We start from the raw sequence: 16,409 nt of genomic DNA, 5'->3' as shown, positions 1-16,409 counted from the left end.
CGCGCGTGACAAGACGCCCGATGGCACAATAAAGGAATCAGATTTGTTGATGGTATCACCCCCCCATGCCTGAACTGCCAGAAGTTGAAACAACCCGTCGCGGAATTGCGACGGTCGTCAACGGAAAAATCGTCCGACAATTCCTGATTCACGAACCTCGCCTGCGCTGGCCGGTTCCCGGCCAGTTGCCGCAATGGATACAGGGCCAGACCGTGCTGGGCTGCGAGCGCCGCGGCAAATACCTGTTGTTGCGCTTCGGGCAGGGCGTGCAGATCGTCCACCTGGGCATGTCGGGCTCGCTGCGCCGCGTGGCCCTGGACGAGCCTCGGCGCAAGCACGACCATGCGGAATGGCTGTTCGACGATGCACGCTTCCTGCTGCACGATCCGCGGCGTTTTGGAGCCATATTATGGCATGAGCATGCCAGCGGCCCCCTGGAAGAGCATCCGCTGATCCGCACCTTGGGCATGGAGCCGTTCGATCCGCTCTTCACCCCCGCCTACCTGCACCGCCACCTGCAGGGGCGGCGCATCGCCATCAAGCAGGCGCTGCTCGGCGGCAAGATCGTCGTCGGAGTGGGCAATATTTATGCGTCCGAATCCCTGTTCCTGGCCGGCATCCATCCCGAGACGCCCGCCGGCGACCTGTCCCTGCACCGCTGCGAGAAACTGCACGCCGCCATCCTGGTCACCTTGCAGGCGGCGCTGGACTCGGGCGGCAGCACGCTGCGCGACTACGTGAACGCCAACGGCGCGCCCGGCGCGTACTTCGACATACACGCCAATGTCTACGAGCGCGCCGGCCAGGCCTGCCCGCGCTGCCGCCAGCCCATCAAGCGCATCGTCCAGGGCCAGCGCGCCACCTACTACTGCTCGCGCTGCCAGCGCCGCTAGGCAAATCTTTCCTCACATCCACCGTCGTGCCGCCCGCCCGGCAGGCCGGCGCGCGCCCAGCCTGCCGGCGTCCCGTCCGTGGACATTCAGGTATTCACCTATATCGAATCAATTAACCATAAACTAATCTAAGGATATCCTCTCTTACTGTGGAGTCCTTTTCATGAGCAAGTCCTTCGCCTCGCACAACGACCTGGAAGACAAGGTCGTCTCCTTCGAAAAACTGTCCGACAACGCCTACGCCTACACCGCCGAGGGCGATCCCAACACCGGCATCATCATCGGCGACGAAGCCATCATGGTGATAGACACGCAGGCCACCCCGGTAATGGCCCAGGACGTGATCCGACGCATCCGCGAAGTCAGCGACAAGCCCATCCGCTACATCCTGCTGTCCCACTACCATGCCGTGCGCGTGCTGGGCGCCTCCGCCTACGATGCCCAGGAGATCCTGGCCAGCCGCGACACCTACGACCTGATCGTGGAGCGCGGCGAACAGGACAAGGCCAGCGAGATCGGCCGCTTTCCGCGCCTGTTCCGCAACGTCGAATCCATCCCGCCCGGCCTGACCTGGCCCACCATGACATTCCAGGGCCACATGACGGTGGACCTGGGCAATCTGGAGGTGCACCTGATGCAGGTGGGCCGCGGCCACACCAAGGGCGACACCATCGCCTGGCTGCCCGAACAGCGCATCCTGTTCGCCGGCGACCTGGTCGAATACCAGTCCACGCCCTATGCCGGGGACTGCTACTTCCGCGAATGGCCCCGCACGCTGGATCGCCTGGCCGAATTCAAGGCCGAGAAGATGGTGCCCGGACGCGGCCCGGCCCTCAAGAATGCCGGCGAAGTGCGCCAGGCCCTGGCCGGCACCCGCGCCTTCCTGACCGACCTGTATTCCTGCGTCTACCAGGGCGTGACCGCCGGCAAGGACCTCAAGACCATCTACCGCGAAACCTACGACTTCATGAAGCCGCGCTACGCAGACTGGGTCATCTTCGACCACTGCATGCCTTTTGACGTGGCCCGCGCCTACGACGAAGTCAATGGCCACGAGCACCCGCAGATCTGGACCGCCGAACGCGACCTGGAGATGTGGAAGCAGCTCGAAGGCCAGTAAGGCGCGCCGCCAGGGAGAATGGATATGGGAGACATCGATTACCAGACCCTGGAGCTTGCACAGGCCGCCCGGCCCGACGCCCACATGCGACACGAGATCGTGGTGGTCGGCGCCGGCCCGGTGGGCCTCACGCTGGCCCTGGACCTGGCGGACAAGGGGCATCGCGTGCTCATCCTGGACGATGACACCTGCCTGTCCAAGGGTTCGCGCGCCATCTGCTTTGCCAAACGCACGCTGGACATCTGGGACCGGCTGGGCGTGGGTGCGCGCATGATGGCCAAAGGCGTGTCCTGGAACGTAGGCAAGGTCTTCTTCCGCGACCAGGAGGTCTGGAGCTTCAACCTGCGCCCCGAAGAAGGGCACCAGCGGCCGGCTTTCATCAATCTGCAGCAATACTATTGCGAAGGCTATCTGTACGAGGCCGTGCGCGACCAGCCCCTGATCGAGCTGCGTTCCGGCCACAAGGTCACGGACCTGCAGAACCGCCCCGACGGCGTGCAGCTGACCGTGCAGACGGCCGACGGCGACTACACCCTGGACGCCGACTGGCTGCTCGCCTGCGACGGCTCGCGCTCGAGCATGCGCCGCAGCCTGGGCCTGACCAGCAGCGGACGCATCTTCAAGGACCGTTTCCTGATCGCCGACGTGCGCATGCAGGCGGACTTCCCGGCCGAACGCTGGTTCTGGTTCGATCCGCCCTTCCACCCCAACCAGTCCGTGCTGCTGCACAGCCAGCCGGACAATGTCTGGCGCATCGACTTCCAGCTGGGCTGGGACGCCGACCCGGTGGAGGCCGTCAAGCCGGAGAACGTGATTCCCCGCATCCAGGCCCTGCTGGGCGCCGACACGGCGTTCGAACTGGAGTGGGTCAGCATCTACACCTTCGCCTGCGAGCGCATGGAGCGCTTCCGCCATGGGCGCGTCCTGTTCGCCGGCGACTCGGCCCACCGGGTCTCGCCTTTCGGGGCGCGGGGCGCCAACAGCGGTATCCAGGACGCGGACAACCTGGCCTGGAAGCTGGACCTGGTGCTGGACGGCCGGGCTCCGGAAGGCTTGCTGGACAGCTACGCAGAGGAGCGCGAGTCCGCCGCTGACGAGAACATCCGCCACTCCAGCCGCTCCACCGACTTCATCACGCCCAAGAGCGAAATCAGCCGCCTGTTCCGCGACGCCGTCCTGATCCTGGCGCGCCGCCACGCCTTCGCGCGCGCCCTGGTGAACAGCGGCCGCCTGTCCCTGCCCAGCGCCTACGTGGACAGCCGGCTCAATACGCCCGACCAGGATACCTTTGCCGCCACGGCGCCCCCGCCCGGAGCCTGCGTGCCCGATGCCCCCGTGCAGCACCTGGGACGCGAGGCCTGGTGGCTGCCGCACCTGGGACCGGGCTTCACGCTGGTGGAGTTCGCGCCGGCCGAGGCGCGCAACGAAACGCTGCTGGACGAGTTGATCGCGCAGGGGCTGCTGACCCGCCTGCGTGTCTGGCCGGCCGGCACGCCGCCTGAACAGGCCGGCTCCGACCTGATCGACGCACAGGACCTGCTGCGCCGACGCTACGACGCCGCCCCCGGCACCTGCTACCTGGTCCGGCCCGATCAGCATTTGTGCGCCCGCTGGCGTGCCCTGGACGGCGCCGCGGTACTGGCCGCCCTGCGCAAAGCCTGCGGCCATCTCCTGGAGACACCCGAATGCCTGCACTGAACACCACCCAGCCCATGGACCGGGCCGACGATTTCTATGAACGGCTCATCGACGCCCACCAGGGGCTGAGCACGGCGCAGAGCCATGCCATGAATGCCGCCCTGGTCCTTTTGCTGTGCAATCATATTGGTTCGATGGACGTGATCGCCCAGGCCCTGGACGCGGCCCGCCAGGCCTGCCTGGAACAGACCGCCTGAACCCCGGAGACCCCGAAATGAGCTCATTGAATTACCAGATCGGTTTTGGCAACGCCTTCGCCACCGAAGCCCTGCCCGGCGCCCTGCCCGTGGGGCGCAATTCTCCGCAACGCTGCCCCTACGGCCTGTATGCCGAACAATTGTCGGGCACGGCCTTCACCAGCCCGCGCGCCGAGAACCGCCGCTCCTGGCTGTACCGCATCCGGCCCAGCGCGCGCCAGGGCGCTTTCACCGCCTTCGAAGGCGCGCCGCGCTGGACGGAAGACTTCGGCCAAGGTCCGACCAATCCCAACCGGCTGCGCTGGAATCCCTTGCCGCTGCCCGCCGGCCCCACGGACTTCCTAGCCGGCGTACACACCTGGGCCGGCAACGGCGGCAGCGGCGAACAAAGCGGCATAGGCATACACCTGTACGCCATCAACCAATCCATGGGACGGCGCGTGTTCTACAACGCTGATGCCGAAATGCTCTTCGTGCCCGAGCAGGGCCGCCTGCGCCTGGTCAGCGAACTGGGCATCATGGAGATCGAGCCCTGCGAGATCGCCGTCATGCCGCGCGGCGTGCGTTTCAAAGTGGAGATCCTGGACGAGGCGGCGCGCGGCTACCTGCTGGAGAACTTCGGCGCGCCGCTGCGCCTGCCCGAACTGGGCCCCATCGGCTCCAACGGGCTGGCCAATGCACGCGACTTCAAGACGCCCGTGGCCTGGTACGAGGACGTGTCCGAACCGCACGAGCTGGTGGCCAAGTTCACCGGCGGCTTCTGGGTCGCCCAGCTGTCGCACTCCCCGCTGGATGTGGTGGCCTGGCACGGCACGCACGCCCCCTACAAGTACGATCTGCGCGACTTCAATGTGATCGGCTCCATCAGCTACGACCACCCCGATCCCTGCATCTTCACGGTGCTGACCTCGCCGTCGGACACCCCCGGCACCGCCAATCTGGACTTCGCCATCTTCCCGCCGCGCATCCTGGCCATGGAGAACACTTTCCGTCCGCCCTGGTTCCACCGCAACTTCGCCAGCGAGTTCATGGGCCTGATACAAGGGGTGTACGATGCCAAGGCGGACGGCTTTGCGCCCGGCGGCGCCAGCCTGCACAATTGCATGAGCCCCCACGGCCCGGACGCCGGCACCTTCGAGAAGGCCAGCCAGGCGGACCTGAGCCGGGCGGACTACCTGCGCAACACCATGGCCTTCATGTTCGAGACGCGCAAGGTGATCCGCCCCACTCGCCAGGCCCTGGAAAGCGGCAGCCTGCAGGCCAACTATGACGCCGTCTGGGACGGACTGGAAAAACACTTCTCTACGGAACACAAGGCATGACGAGCACTTTGCTGAACGACACCCACGATCCGGCGCTGCAAAGCTGGGTGCCGGGCGCCAACGACCCCGACAACGGCTTCCCCATCCAGAACCTGCCCTTCGCCGTGGCGCGCCGCCGCGGCAGCCAGGAGGACTTCCGCGTCATGACGGCCATCGGCCCCTACGCGCTGGACCTGGGCCTGCTGGCCTGCGACACGCCCTGGCACGGGCTGGCCGCGCAGGCTCTGGCGGCCTGCGCCAATCCCGCCCTCAATCCCCTGATGGCGCTGGGCCACGAACACTGGAGCGCGCTGCGCGCCGCCCTTTCGCACGACCTGCGCAGCGGCGCGGCGGCCGAATCGCGTCTGCGCGCCCTGCTGATCGAACGCGACCACCTGGAATACAAGCTGCCGGCGCAGATCGGCGACTACACCGACTTCTACATTTCCATCCACCACGCCACGGCCGTGGGCAAGCAGTTCCGCCCCGACGCTCCGCTGCTGCCCAACTACAAGTGGGTGCCCATCGGCTACCACGGCCGCGCCTCCAGCCTGGCCGTATCGGGCCAGCAGTTCCCTCGTCCGCTGGGCCAGACGCGCCCGCCCGAAGGCCAGGCCGAGCCCGGCTTCGGTCCGTGCCAGCGGCTGGACTTCGAGCTGGAAATGGGCATTTTCATCGGCCAGGGCAATCCCTCCGGCCACCGCATCCCCATCTCGCAAGCGGACAAGCATGTGTTTGGCCTGTGCCTGCTGAACGACTGGTCGGCGCGCGACCTGCAAGCCTGGGAATACCAGCCGCTGGGCCCCTTCCTGGCCAAGAACTTCGCCTCCACGATTTCCCCGTGGGTGGTCACCCTGGAGGCCCTGGCGCCGTTCCGGCGCGGTTTCAGCCGCCTCGACACCGATCCGCAACCCTTGTCCTACCTGCAGGACGAGGCCAACCAGCGCAGCGGCGTGCTGGACGTGGAGCTGGAGGTCTACCTGAGCACCGAGCAGTCCCGCCAGCAAGGCCGCGAGCCCGCCCTGCTGTCGCGCAGCAACTTCAAGGAAGCCTACTGGACGGTGTCGCAACTGGTCGCGCACCACACCGTCAACGGCTGCAACCTGCAGACCGGCGACCTGCTGGGCACCGGCACCCTGTCGGGGCCGGACAAAGGCCAGGAAGGCTCGCTGCTGGAAATGAACCAGGGAGGCAAGCATCCCATCTCCCTGCCCTGGGGCGAACAGCGCACCTTCCTCCAGGACCAGGACGAGATCATCCTGAAGGCGCAATGCCGCAAGCAAGGCTACCCCACCCTGTCCTTCGGCGAATGCGCCGGCCGGGTGCTGCCCGCCCTGCTCTGAATGCGCGGTCCGTCCAATGAAAAAAACCGCTCGATCGCATCGAGCGGTTTTTTTCATGCCCGGGCGCCGGCGCAACGGCTTTCAGTGCATCAGGCGCCTATGAAGGGCCCACCGGTGCAGGCCATAGAACAAGGCGCAGCCATACAGGCCCAGCACCGCGCAGGAAGCGACGACCTGGCTCAGGAAATGGTAGCCCTGCACGATGCGCAGAAAGCCGAACAGCAAGCCGGCGCACAGGCCCAGGACCAGGCCCGTCCAGGCCAGCCCTTTGCGCCCCAGCATGCTGCCCGCGAAAAACAAGGCCAGCAGCGCAAAGCCCGACGCCGCATGCGCGCTGGGCAAGGCATTGCCCGCCTGGGCCAGCGAATGCGTCCAGAAATACGGCGGCATGACCTCGGTCCCGTTGAACACGTCCAGGTTCAAAGGCCTGGGCATAGCCGTCAAATGCTTGAATACACCGGCCAGCAAAGGCCCGCTGCCCATGAACAACGCCGCTCCCGCCCAGGCCAGGCGGCGCTGCGAGCGCGCCGGCTGCTTCCATGCCACCAGGGCCAGGAGCGCCGCTCCGCCAAAGGGCACGAACCACACGAGGCGGCGCCCGAAGAAATCAATGAAGGGCTGGTGCTGCAAGGGGAACGCGCGCGCATGCGCATCATAGAAATGCGCGCTCAGCGCCAGGTCCGGCGTGGAGTACAGCAACATCCAGGCCACGACGGCCACGATGGCGAACAGGCCGGCGCTCCAGCCCACGTAACGATGAAACTTCATGACTTCGACCTGCTTGTTCAGTCCGGCAAGACCTTGCCGGGGTTCATGATGCCCAGCGGATCCAGGGCGGTCTTGATGCGTTGCATCAGCGCCAGCTCCACCGGATCCTTGTAGCGCGGCAGGAGATTGCGCTTGAGCTGTCCCACGCCGTGCTCGGCGCTGATGGAACCGTGAAAGCGATGCACGCTGTCATGCACCAGCGTATAGATGTCGTCCTGGCGCTGCAGCAATTGCTCCTCCGTGAACGCCGTGCCGCGCGCCACGTTGTAATGCAGATTGCCGTCGCCCAGGTGGCCGAACGTCACGTTCTCGATGCCCGGGAAAGCGGCCTGCAGCGCAGCGTTGGTATCGTTGACGAATTGCGCCATCAGGGACACGGGTATGGAGACATCATGCTTGATGCTCTTGCCATAGGCTTTCTCCGCCAGCGGAATGCTCTCGCGCAGATGCCACAAGGCCTTGCTCTGCGCCAGGCTCTCGGCGATGACGGCATCCTGCACCAGCCCAAGTTCCAGTGCTTCGCCGATCACGCTTTCGAATCGCTCGCGGGCGTGCTCCAGGCTTTCGCTGTCCGACAGCTCCAGCAGGGCGTACCAGGGAGCCTGGGCCGATTCGCCCTGGAAAGGCATGCGCTGGTCCGGGTAGCAGGCCACCACCGCCTGCAGGCAATTGCCGGCGATCAGCTCGAAGCCGGTCAGCGAGGCGGCCAGGCCGCGCCGCGCCAGCGACAGTACCTTGACCGCGTCATCGATGGACTCCAGCGCCAGCAGCGCCGTGCAGCCGGCCACGGGCAGGGGATACAGCTTCAGCGTGGCGGCCGTGATGATGCCCAGCGTCCCTTCGCTGCCGATGAACAGATTGCGCAGGTCGTAGCCGGTGTTGTCCTTGCGCAGGCCATGCAGGCCGTGCAGGATGTCGCCCTGCGCCGTCACGACCTCCAGCCCCAGGGCCAGGTCGCGCGCATTGCCGTAGCGCAGCACCTGCGTGCCGCCGGCATTGGTCGCCAGGTTGCCGCCTATCGTGCAGCTGCCTTCGGCCGCCAGGCTCAAGGGAAAGAGGCGGTCATGGTCGCGCGCCGCCTGCTGCACGTTCTGCAGGATGCAGCCGGCCTCGACGACCATGGTGTCATTGTCCGTGTCCACGCTGCGAATCGCGTTCAGGCGTTCCAGCGACAGCACCAGGGCGGCGCCGCTGGCGTCCGGAGTGGCGCCGCCGCACAGGCCGGTGTTGCCGCCCTGCGGGACGATGGGCACGCGATGCCGCGCGCACAGGCGCACCACCCGGGCCACTTCCTCGGTGTCGCCCGGCCGCGCCACGGCCAGCGCGGCGCCCTTGTAGCGCCCGCGCCAGTCTTCCAGATACTGTTGCATGGCCTCGCCGGTCAGCACGTGCCGCTCGCCGATGTTGCTCTGGAGTTCCTGTAGAAAAGTCATGACCCTGGCCACTCTGAAAAAAACGGGAATGCGCGCCGCAGGCAGCGCTTGAGGCACTAATGGTAACTCACGGAGCGGCAGGCATTCAGCTAAACTGTTTCTTTCTCATTCACCGAGGATCTGACGTGACCCTGCATTCCGCTCTGCCCGACGCCGTCTTCAAAGCCTACGATATCCGCGGCACCGTCCCCGAGCAGCTCAACCCCGATTTCGCCCGGCTGCTGGGCCTTGCCCTGGCGGCCAGCGCGCGCGAGCAGGGCGTGGATGCCCTGGTGGTGGGCTATGACGGCCGCCACAGCAGTCCGGCCTTGTCGGCCGCGCTGCAGGACGGCATCAACGCAGGCGGCATAGCCACGGTGGACCTGGGCATGGTGCCCACCCCGGTGGTCTACTTCGCGGCCAATGTGCTGCGGACCGGCTCGGGCGTGGCCATCACCGGCAGCCACAATCCGCCCAATTACAACGGCTTCAAGATGATGATGGCCGGCAAGACCCTGCATGGCGCGGATATCCAGGCCCTCAAGAAACGCATCCAGGCCGGCGTGCAGCCCGCCGCCCAGCCCGGCGCGCGCGAAGCCCGCGACCTGCTGGACCAGTACGTGGCCGCCATCGCCGAACGCGTCAAGCTGGCCCGCCCCATGAGGATCGCCCTGGACTGCGGCAACGGCGTGGGCGGCGTGGTGGCCGAGCGCCTGTTCAAGGCCTTGGGCTGCGAAGTGGACGTATTGTTCGGTGAAGTCGACGGCAGCTTCCCCAACCACCACCCTGATCCGGCCGAGCCGCACAACCTGGAAGACTTGATCCGCCACGTGCAGAACACGGACTGCGAGCTGGGCCTGGCCTTCGACGGCGACGCGGACCGTCTGGGCGTGGTCACCCGCTCGGGCCAGATCATCTGGCCCGACCGCCAGCTGATCCTCTACGCGCGCGACATCCTGCAGCGCGAGCCCGGCGCCACCATCATCTTCGACGTGAAGTGCAGCCGCCACGTGGCGCTGGAGATCGCCAAGGCCGGCGGCCAGCCGCTGATGTGGCAGACCGGCCATTCGCTGATCAAGGCCAAGCTGGCCGAAACGGGCGCCCCGCTGGCCGGCGAGATGAGCGGCCACGTCTTCTTCAAGGAACGCTGGTACGGTTTCGATGACGGCCTGCACACCGGCGCGCGCCTGCTGGAGATCCTCTCGCGCAGCGACAACCCTTCGGCCGAGCTGGAAGCCCTGCCACAGGACCAGTCCACGCCCGAACTGAAGCTGCCGCTGGCCGAAGGCGAACCCCACGCCCTGATCGCCCGCCTGCAACAGGACGGCCGCTTCTCCACGTCGCAGAGCATCAACACCATCGACGGCGTGCGGGCGGAATACGCCGACGGCTTCGGCCTGGCCCGCGCCTCCAACACCACGCCTGTCATCGTGCTGCGCTTCGAAGCCCAATCCGCGGAAGCCCTGCAGCGCATCCAGGGCGAATTCCGCGCCGCCCTGCTGGCGCTCAAGCCCGACGCCGCGCTGCCGTTCTGATTTCGACGCCACCCTGCCTGGCTTCGGTTTTCCGAAAACAGGCGGGAACAGAGTGACGGCCTCACAAAAAAGAGGAACCGAGGTTCCTCTTTTTTGTCGGCCTGCCCACGCAGTTTCTAACGGCTCAATTCCTGGTACAGGTCCAGGTGCGCCTCGGTGATGCGCTGGATGTCGAAGGCCTGCTCGGCCAGACGCCGACCCTGGGCCCCCATGGCGCGCCGACGGGCGGGATCGTCCGCCAGTTCCTGCACCGCCCTGGCCAGGGCCTGGGCGTCGCGCACCGGCACCAGCAGGCCGGTGACGCCCGGCTCGATGGCGTCGCGGCAGCCGGGCACGTCCGTCGTCACCACGGCGCGTCCGCACGCGGCCGCCTCCACCAATGATTTGGGCAGCCCTTCCCGATACGATGGCAGCACCGCAATGTGCGACCGGGCATACAGCTGCGCCACGTCGCGGCGCTCGCCCAGACACTGCACCACGCCCTCCTGCCGCCAGCTCTCCCACTCCTGCTGGGTAATGCTGGCCGGATTGCCGGGGTCGGGACTGCCGGCCAGCACCCACTGCACCTGGCTGCCCTGGCGGCTCGCCATGCGAGCGGCCTCCACGAACTCGCGCACCCCCTTGTCCACCAGCAGGCGAGCCAGCATGAAGGCCACGGGCGGGCCGTCAGGCTCAGGCTGGTCGCGGAACAGATCCAGATCCACGCCCGAACCCCTGATCATGACGCACTGCTCGCGGCGGACCACGCCGGCCTGCAGCAGCATGTCCCTGTCGTTGCCGTTCTGGAAGATGACGCGGCTGCAGCGATGCCCCAGAGCCAGGCGATACAGTTGCACCGCCACCCAGCGTACGGGGTCGAAGCCCTTGTCGCGGCTGGTGAAGACATACCCCAGCCCCGAGATGGCGGCCAGAAAGCCGTGCACGCCCGCCAGCCGGGCCGCGATCCCGCCATACAGGACGGGCTTGATGGTCACGGCGTGCACCACGTCGGGGCGCTCGCGCCGGAACAGGCTCCACAGCGCCCGTATCGTGCGCACTTCCTGCAGGGGATTGGTGCCGCTACGCGTCATGGGCAGCACATGATGGGCCAGGCCGTGCTGCTCGATGATGCTGACGGCCTCGCCGTCCATGGTGGCGACATGCACCTCGTAGCCGTCCCGTTGCGCCGCCAGGGCCAGCGGCAGGCGATGCGACAGAAAAAAGGCGGGGTTGTTGACCACGATCATCAGCTTGCGCGCGTCCTTGCCGCCCGATGCCGCCGGATCTGCCGACGCCCGCGCGCGGCGGGCGCGCTTGCGCTTGGGCGGATGCCCGGCCGCCAGGGCGCGCCAGGCCTGGGTGTAGTTGTTGACCATGCCTTGCAGCGAGAACAGCCGGGCCACCCGCTCGCGGGCATGTTCGTGGCGCGCCTGCCAGGAAGGCGATCCCAGTTCGTCCACGGCGCTGTTGATGGCGCCGGACAGGGCCTCCGCATGGCTGGGCGGCACGATCCAGCCTTCGTTGCCCACGATCAGGGCCGCATCGCCGACATCGGTCACCACGTTGGACACGCCTGCGGCCATGGCCTCGCACACCACATTGGGGAAGCCCTCGGCCGAGCTGGACAGCACGTGCACGTCCAGGGCGTTCATCAGGCGCGGCACATCGCTGCGCCGGCCCATCAGGATGACGGATTCATGCAGCTGATGCTGGTCCAGCAGACGCATCAGAGCTTCATTGCCGCTGTCCATGCCGTCGCCGATCAGCAGGCAGCGCAGCTCGGGATGGCGGCGCAGGCTGCGCGCCAGGGCCGCCAGCAGATTGGGATGATCCTTGAGCGGATTCCAGCGCGCCACGCTGCCGATCACGGGCGTGTCCTGCGCCAGGCCCAACTCCCGGCGCACGTCCTGGCGCGCCTGCGGATCCGGGTGCCAGCGGCTCAGGTCATAGCCGTTGGGGATGACTTTCATGATGTCGGCGCGATAGCCCCATTGCTTGTGACGCCGCGCGGCATTTTCCGCGCAGGACACGATGAGGTTGGGGATGGCGCGCGAGACCCGGGCGCACAGCCAGGCCACCAGGCGCGCCTTGGGGCTGCCCTGATACAGATTGGCGCCCGAATTGCGTATGCCCCAGGACACGGCCGGCAGCCCGGCGATGCGTGCCGCCGCGCCGCCGATCAGGTCCGAGTGGTACATCCAGGTCTGGACCACGTCGGGCTGAATGTCGTCCAGCAGATGCACCAGGGCGCGCAGGCCTTTCAGAAAGCGCAGGGGCGACTTCATGTGCAGGCAATGCAGCTCGACGCCCGCTTCGCGCAGTTGCGGACCGAACACGTCTTCATCGCCCAGCGACACCACGATATGCTCGGTATCCTGCCCCGGCGCGGTCACCAGCCGGAACAGCACGGTCTCGGCGCCGCCCTGCCCCAGGCCGGAAATGATATGCACCACTCGCAATGGCGTAGAACCCGCAGGCCGCGATGCGCTCATGCTTCTGCTCCCTCTTGCCCGCCGCTGCGGGCGGCTTTGAAAATCTCGTCCCAGGCCAGCAGGACCTGCGACAGTTGATAACGCTGGCGCACGGCCGCCGCGGCGCGCCGCCCCAGCACGCCGCGAAATACGCCGTCGCCCATGAGTTCGGACAGGGCGGCCGTCAGCGCGCCCTCGTCGCCCACCGGCACGAGCATGGCGTCGCGGCCGTCGGAGGTGATTTCGCGCGGGCCGCTGGGACAGTCCACCGTGACGGCGGGCAGGCCCATGGCCATGGCCTCCAGCAGGACATTGGGAAAGCCTTCGACTTCCGAAGTCATGACGAAGGCGTGGGCGCGCGCCATCTCGCGCCAGGGCTCGGCCGTCTTGCCGGGCAGCTGGATGCGCTCGCCCATGCCCAGCACGGCGATCTGCTGGGCCAGCGCCACGCGCTGCGGCCCGTCGCCCCAGATCACCAGTTTCCATTCCGGATGGGCGGCCGCCAAACCGGCGAAGACGCGGATCAGCACGTCAAAGCGCTTGGACGGCACCATGCGGCCCATGGCCAGCAAGGTGCAGTGGCGGTTCTCCTCCACGCGCACTTCACGCTCCACGGCGTCCAGCGCCTGCGGCAGGGGATTGGGCACCACGGCCACCTGCTTCATGCCGGGCACCATGGCCTGGAAAGCGGCGATGCTGGCCTGGGTCTGCACCGTCACCACCTGCGCCTTGGGATACAGGCGGCGGCGCAAAGCCTGCAAGATCTTGCCGGCGCTGCTGCTGAACGCCGGATTGGTGCGCTCGCCCACCACGATGGGCACGCCCATGCCGGACAGGCCGAGCAGCACATTGACATTGACATTGGTCAGGAACGAAACAATGACATCGGGCTGTTTCTCGCGCACCAGCTTGCGCATGGCGGCCAGCTTGGCCAAAGGCCGGGGCAGCCAGCTGCCGCGCATGCGATGCGCGAGCCAGACCACCTCGACCTTGGAGTCGATTTCATAGAAGGCGGTGCCGCCCCCGCTGAAGGTGGGCGCCAGTGTCACCTGATCGCCACGCCTGCCCCAGGCATTGGCCAGCGTCGAGGCGACGCGCTCGGCTCCGCCGGAATTCAGGGAACTGACGAAAAACAGAATTTTCACTGGGCCTCCATGGGCTCTTGGAATGGGGCAATCACGCAAAACGCCATTCTAAGACCGGCGCAGGCACTGTTCCAGCAATTGCTGCCACATGGCGAGCACGCGGGCCGAGGAGAAGCGGTCGCGCACGTCGATGGCGCGCCGCGCCAGGCGCTGGCGCTTGTCGGCATTGGCCATCAGATCGGACAGATGCGCGGCCAGGGCCTCCACGTCGGAGACGGGCCGCACCAGCACCCCGTCGATATTGGCGCGTATGATCTCGCGCGGCCCGGTGTCGCAATCATAGGCCACGGCCGTCAGGCCGCTGGCCATGGCTTCCAGCAGGCTGTTGGACAGGCCTTCCATGCGGGAGCTGAGCACATACAGATCGGACTGGCTGTACCAGTCCGCCATATTGCCGACTCGGCCGGGCATCTGTATGCGTTCCTGCAGTTCCAGCTCGGCGATGCGCGCCTCCAGCGGTTCGCGCTGCTCTCCTTCGCCCAGAATGACCAGATCCCAGGTCGGGAAATAATTGGACAGCATGGCAAAGGCTTCGATCAGGGTGTCGAAGCCCTTGACCGGATGCAGGCGCCCCACCGCCAGCAGGCGCTTGCGTCCTTCCCGCTCCGGCGCCGCCACGACGGGTTCGCCGTTGTCCATGGGCCAGCGCACGGCGTTGGGAATGACCTGGACCTGGCTGCCCGGCACATTCTCCCGCAGCCAGGCGGCGGTGCCCGCGGTCAGGGCCACCACGGCCTGCGCCTGGGGGTAGGTGCGCAGCCGCGCCTTCTGCCAGAACGTCGACAGCGACTGGGAGGGCGGATGCGTGTGCTCGGTGGCGATCACTTTGCAGGGCAGGCCCCTGGCGGCGGAGATCGCCAGCACGGACGAGGTGGTCATCATGCCCAGCACCACGTCCGGCTTGTGGCGGCGCATCAGCGCGCGCAGACGGCTCACCCGCCGCCAGTTGTTCCACAAGGCATGCAGGCGGCCGCGGCTGTTGCCCGCGGTGCCCAGCACATGGCGCTCCACGCCGGGAGCCAGCGCGTAGGCGTCCCTGTCCGTTCCCGCCTGGGTGACCAGCGACACCCGATACCCGCGCGCCGTCCAGGCGGCGCTCAAGTCCGCCGCGACGCGTTCGGCCCCTCCCCCGCCCAGCGAGTGGATGACCAGCATGACATGCGGCCGGGATCCTGATTGACTATGCACGTTTTCCTATTCCTGCGAGCCGGTCGCCACGGCGCCGGCCGGCTTCAAAGCCAAGATGAAATAACACGTGAAGGAAGCGGCATACATCAGGCTGGTGGCGAGCATGATGCCCGCCGGGCCCATGCGGGCCGCCAGCACCGGATTCAAGGCCGCCTTCACCAGAAAATTGACCACGGCGATCACCGCCATGGACTTGTAGCGGTTCTGGCTGGCCAGCAACTGGACCAGGATCAGAACCCCGAAATAAAACGGCAGTTGCACCAGCCCCCAGCGCATGACATGCGCGACGGCGGCCGTATTGTCCGGCGTGAAGGCGCCGCGCTCATAGAGCAGCGCCACGCCCCACGGCGCGAGCGCGATGCCCGCCCCCGCGGCCGCGGCCCCGGCCAGCAGCATCAGCGCCGACCATTTCAGGGCCATCGAACGGGCGCGATGCTGGTCTCCCCGGCTCTGGATGTCGGCCAGTACCGGCAGGGCGGCCCGGCCCACCGAGGCGGCGCCCACGCCCAGCAGCAGGGAAATGAGACGGCTGGCGTAACCCAGCGTGGCGTTGGCATTGGCGCCCAGGTTGGCTGCCGTGTATTGGTCTATGGGCCCGACAAAGCTCATGGCCACCTGCCCGACCAGCATGATGGTCGCCGCCTTGAGCAGGTTGGGCCATTGGCCCGAACGAAGCGTCGGGCTGGGCCGGGCCCAGACCTGGTCGGCACGCGAGGCCAGCACCAGCAGCCAGACGGCCTGGATGATCAGGCCCAGCAGCGTGCCCCACAACAGGGGGCCTATGCCCGGATCCGCGCCGGCGGCCAGCACCATCACCAGGATGACGAAGGCCGGCACGCTCTCGAGCAAGGTGTTGATGTGCCGTTCATGGGCGCGCAGCCGCGCCGCGCTCAGGCCTATCATCAAGGTCAGCACGGCGGCGGGCGCGAAGGCGAACAGCAGTTCCTGGCTCATGTGGCGGGCCTGCTCGTTCAGGCCCTTGCCCGCCCACTCCAGCACCCAGGGCCAGGCGATCCAGATCAGCGCGCCCAGCACGCAGCCCAGCACCACGCACCAGGCCTTGATCTCTCCCAGGAACTGGCGTCGCTGCTCCGGTTCGAGCCGGCGCAGGCGCACCAGCACGGGGATCAGCACCACGGACATGGAGCCCACCAAGGTGAGCGGCAGCCAGTTGGCCATGACCATGGTGAACTGATAGGCGTCGACCGCATCGCTCACGCCGTAGCGGTAGGCCACGGCCATTTCCTTGAATGCGCCCGCGGCCTTGCCCAGCAGCAGAAAAAACGCCACCCGCATCGCGCCCATGGCGATGCGGCGGTGGTCGGCATGCAGGCCGGAGAGGCGTTTTTTCAGGCTGGT

At 67.1% G+C, this 16,409-nt stretch carries 13 protein-coding genes and 1 pseudogene; 7 read left to right on the top strand and 7 right to left on the bottom strand.

Annotated elements, in window-relative coordinates; genetic code table 11:
- Positions 1-65 precede the first annotated feature (65 nt).
- From mutM to fahA, 6 genes are all read left to right on the top strand, one after another.
- Entirely contained in the window at positions 66-893 is an 828-nt protein-coding gene (gene mutM, locus ACF3ND_RS02955; protein ID WP_394064088.1) for a bifunctional DNA-formamidopyrimidine glycosylase/DNA-(apurinic or apyrimidinic site) lyase, read from the top strand.
- A 163-nt stretch (positions 894-1,056) separates the two neighbouring features.
- Positions 1,057-2,013, top strand: a complete 957-nt coding sequence (locus ACF3ND_RS02950) for an MBL fold metallo-hydrolase (protein WP_394064086.1) — start codon at positions 1,057-1,059, stop codon at positions 2,011-2,013.
- 24 nt (positions 2,014-2,037) lie between these two features.
- A complete protein-coding gene (locus tag ACF3ND_RS02945; protein WP_394064084.1) occupies positions 2,038-3,711 on the top strand; it encodes an FAD-dependent oxidoreductase in 1,674 nt (557 codons plus the stop codon).
- Complete coding sequence (locus ACF3ND_RS02940) at positions 3,699-3,908, top strand: DUF2783 domain-containing protein (protein WP_394064082.1); 210 nt, start codon at positions 3,699-3,701, stop codon at positions 3,906-3,908. Before ACF3ND_RS02945 ends, ACF3ND_RS02940 begins: the two co-directional genes overlap by 13 nt.
- A 17-nt stretch (positions 3,909-3,925) precedes the next feature.
- Positions 3,926-5,230: a homogentisate 1,2-dioxygenase gene (hmgA, locus tag ACF3ND_RS02935; RefSeq protein ID WP_394064080.1), complete on the top strand. Its 1,305-nt coding sequence runs from the start codon at positions 3,926-3,928 to the stop codon at positions 5,228-5,230.
- Complete coding sequence (fahA, locus tag ACF3ND_RS02930) at positions 5,227-6,552, top strand: fumarylacetoacetase (RefSeq protein ID WP_394064078.1); 1,326 nt, start codon at positions 5,227-5,229, stop codon at positions 6,550-6,552. Before hmgA ends, fahA begins: the two co-directional genes overlap by 4 nt.
- Before the next feature lie 81 nt (positions 6,553-6,633).
- Here the strand turns inward: fahA and ACF3ND_RS02925 are convergent, their stop codons facing one another.
- A complete protein-coding gene (locus ACF3ND_RS02925; RefSeq protein ID WP_394064076.1) occupies positions 6,634-7,320 on the bottom strand; it encodes a phosphatase PAP2 family protein in 687 nt (228 codons plus the stop codon).
- A gap of 17 nt (positions 7,321-7,337) precedes the next feature.
- A complete protein-coding gene (locus ACF3ND_RS02920; protein WP_394064074.1) occupies positions 7,338-8,753 on the bottom strand; it encodes an FAD-binding oxidoreductase in 1,416 nt (471 codons plus the stop codon).
- Between the two features lie 125 nt (positions 8,754-8,878).
- On the opposite strand from ACF3ND_RS02920, the gene ACF3ND_RS02915 reads away from it, so the two are divergent.
- The gene (locus ACF3ND_RS02915) at positions 8,879-10,267 is read left to right on the top strand and encodes a phosphomannomutase/phosphoglucomutase (RefSeq protein ID WP_394064072.1); all 1,389 of its coding nucleotides are present in this window, start codon (positions 8,879-8,881) and stop codon (positions 10,265-10,267) included.
- Between the two features lie 116 nt (positions 10,268-10,383).
- Here ACF3ND_RS02915 and ACF3ND_RS02910 read toward each other — a convergent pair whose 3' ends face one another.
- The 5 genes and pseudogenes from ACF3ND_RS02910 to murJ form a co-directional block, all read right to left on the bottom strand.
- Positions 10,384-11,493, bottom strand: a complete 1,110-nt coding sequence (locus ACF3ND_RS02910; protein ID WP_394065771.1) for a glycosyltransferase family 4 protein — start codon at positions 11,491-11,493, stop codon at positions 10,384-10,386.
- Positions 11,494-11,712: 219 nt separating this feature from the next.
- A pseudogene (locus ACF3ND_RS02905) lies at positions 11,713-12,738 on the bottom strand (glycosyltransferase); the annotation flags it as partial.
- Entirely contained in the window at positions 12,735-13,862 is a 1,128-nt protein-coding gene (locus tag ACF3ND_RS02900) for a glycosyltransferase family 4 protein (RefSeq protein ID WP_394064070.1), read from the bottom strand. The pseudogene ACF3ND_RS02905 and the gene ACF3ND_RS02900, both read right to left, overlap by 4 nt.
- Before the next feature lie 48 nt (positions 13,863-13,910).
- On the bottom strand, positions 13,911-15,017 hold the full coding sequence (locus tag ACF3ND_RS02895) for a glycosyltransferase family 4 protein (RefSeq protein WP_394065770.1): 1,107 nt from the start codon (positions 15,015-15,017) through the stop codon (positions 13,911-13,913).
- Between the two features lie 39 nt (positions 15,018-15,056).
- The gene (murJ, locus tag ACF3ND_RS02890) at positions 15,057-16,355 is read right to left on the bottom strand and encodes a murein biosynthesis integral membrane protein MurJ (RefSeq protein ID WP_394065769.1); all 1,299 of its coding nucleotides are present in this window, start codon (positions 16,353-16,355) and stop codon (positions 15,057-15,059) included.
- Positions 16,356-16,409 lie beyond the last annotated feature (54 nt).

Origin of the sequence: Alcaligenes sp. WGS1538, from assembly GCF_043187505.1 — a bacterium.
Lineage (GTDB): Bacteria > Pseudomonadota > Gammaproteobacteria > Burkholderiales > Burkholderiaceae_B > Alcaligenes.
This window is presented reverse-complemented; position numbering and strand designations above follow the sequence as displayed.

What these genes read in the sequence shown, in the direction of transcription:
- mutM (WP_394064088.1), top strand. Translation starts at nt 66, where the DNA reads ATGCCTGAACTGCCAGAAGTTGAAACAACCCGTCGCGGAATTGCGACG.
- ACF3ND_RS02950 (WP_394064086.1), top strand. Translation starts at nt 1,057, where the DNA reads ATGAGCAAGTCCTTCGCCTCGCACAACGACCTGGAAGACAAGGTCGTC.
- ACF3ND_RS02945 (WP_394064084.1), top strand. Translation starts at nt 2,038, where the DNA reads ATGGGAGACATCGATTACCAGACCCTGGAGCTTGCACAGGCCGCCCGG.
- ACF3ND_RS02940 (WP_394064082.1), top strand. Translation starts at nt 3,699, where the DNA reads ATGCCTGCACTGAACACCACCCAGCCCATGGACCGGGCCGACGATTTC.
- hmgA (WP_394064080.1), top strand. Translation starts at nt 3,926, where the DNA reads ATGAGCTCATTGAATTACCAGATCGGTTTTGGCAACGCCTTCGCCACC.
- fahA (WP_394064078.1), top strand. Translation starts at nt 5,227, where the DNA reads ATGACGAGCACTTTGCTGAACGACACCCACGATCCGGCGCTGCAAAGC.
- ACF3ND_RS02925 (WP_394064076.1), bottom strand. Translation starts at nt 7,320, where the DNA reads ATGAAGTTTCATCGTTACGTGGGCTGGAGCGCCGGCCTGTTCGCCATC.
- ACF3ND_RS02920 (WP_394064074.1), bottom strand. Translation starts at nt 8,753, where the DNA reads ATGACTTTTCTACAGGAACTCCAGAGCAACATCGGCGAGCGGCACGTG.
- ACF3ND_RS02910 (WP_394065771.1), bottom strand. Translation starts at nt 11,493, where the DNA reads ATGATCGTGGTCAACAACCCCGCCTTTTTTCTGTCGCATCGCCTGCCG.
- ACF3ND_RS02895 (WP_394065770.1), bottom strand. Translation starts at nt 15,017, where the DNA reads ATGCTGGTCATCCACTCGCTGGGCGGGGGAGGGGCCGAACGCGTCGCG.
- murJ (WP_394065769.1), bottom strand. Translation starts at nt 16,355, where the DNA reads ATGGGCGCGATGCGGGTGGCGTTTTTTCTGCTGCTGGGCAAGGCCGCG.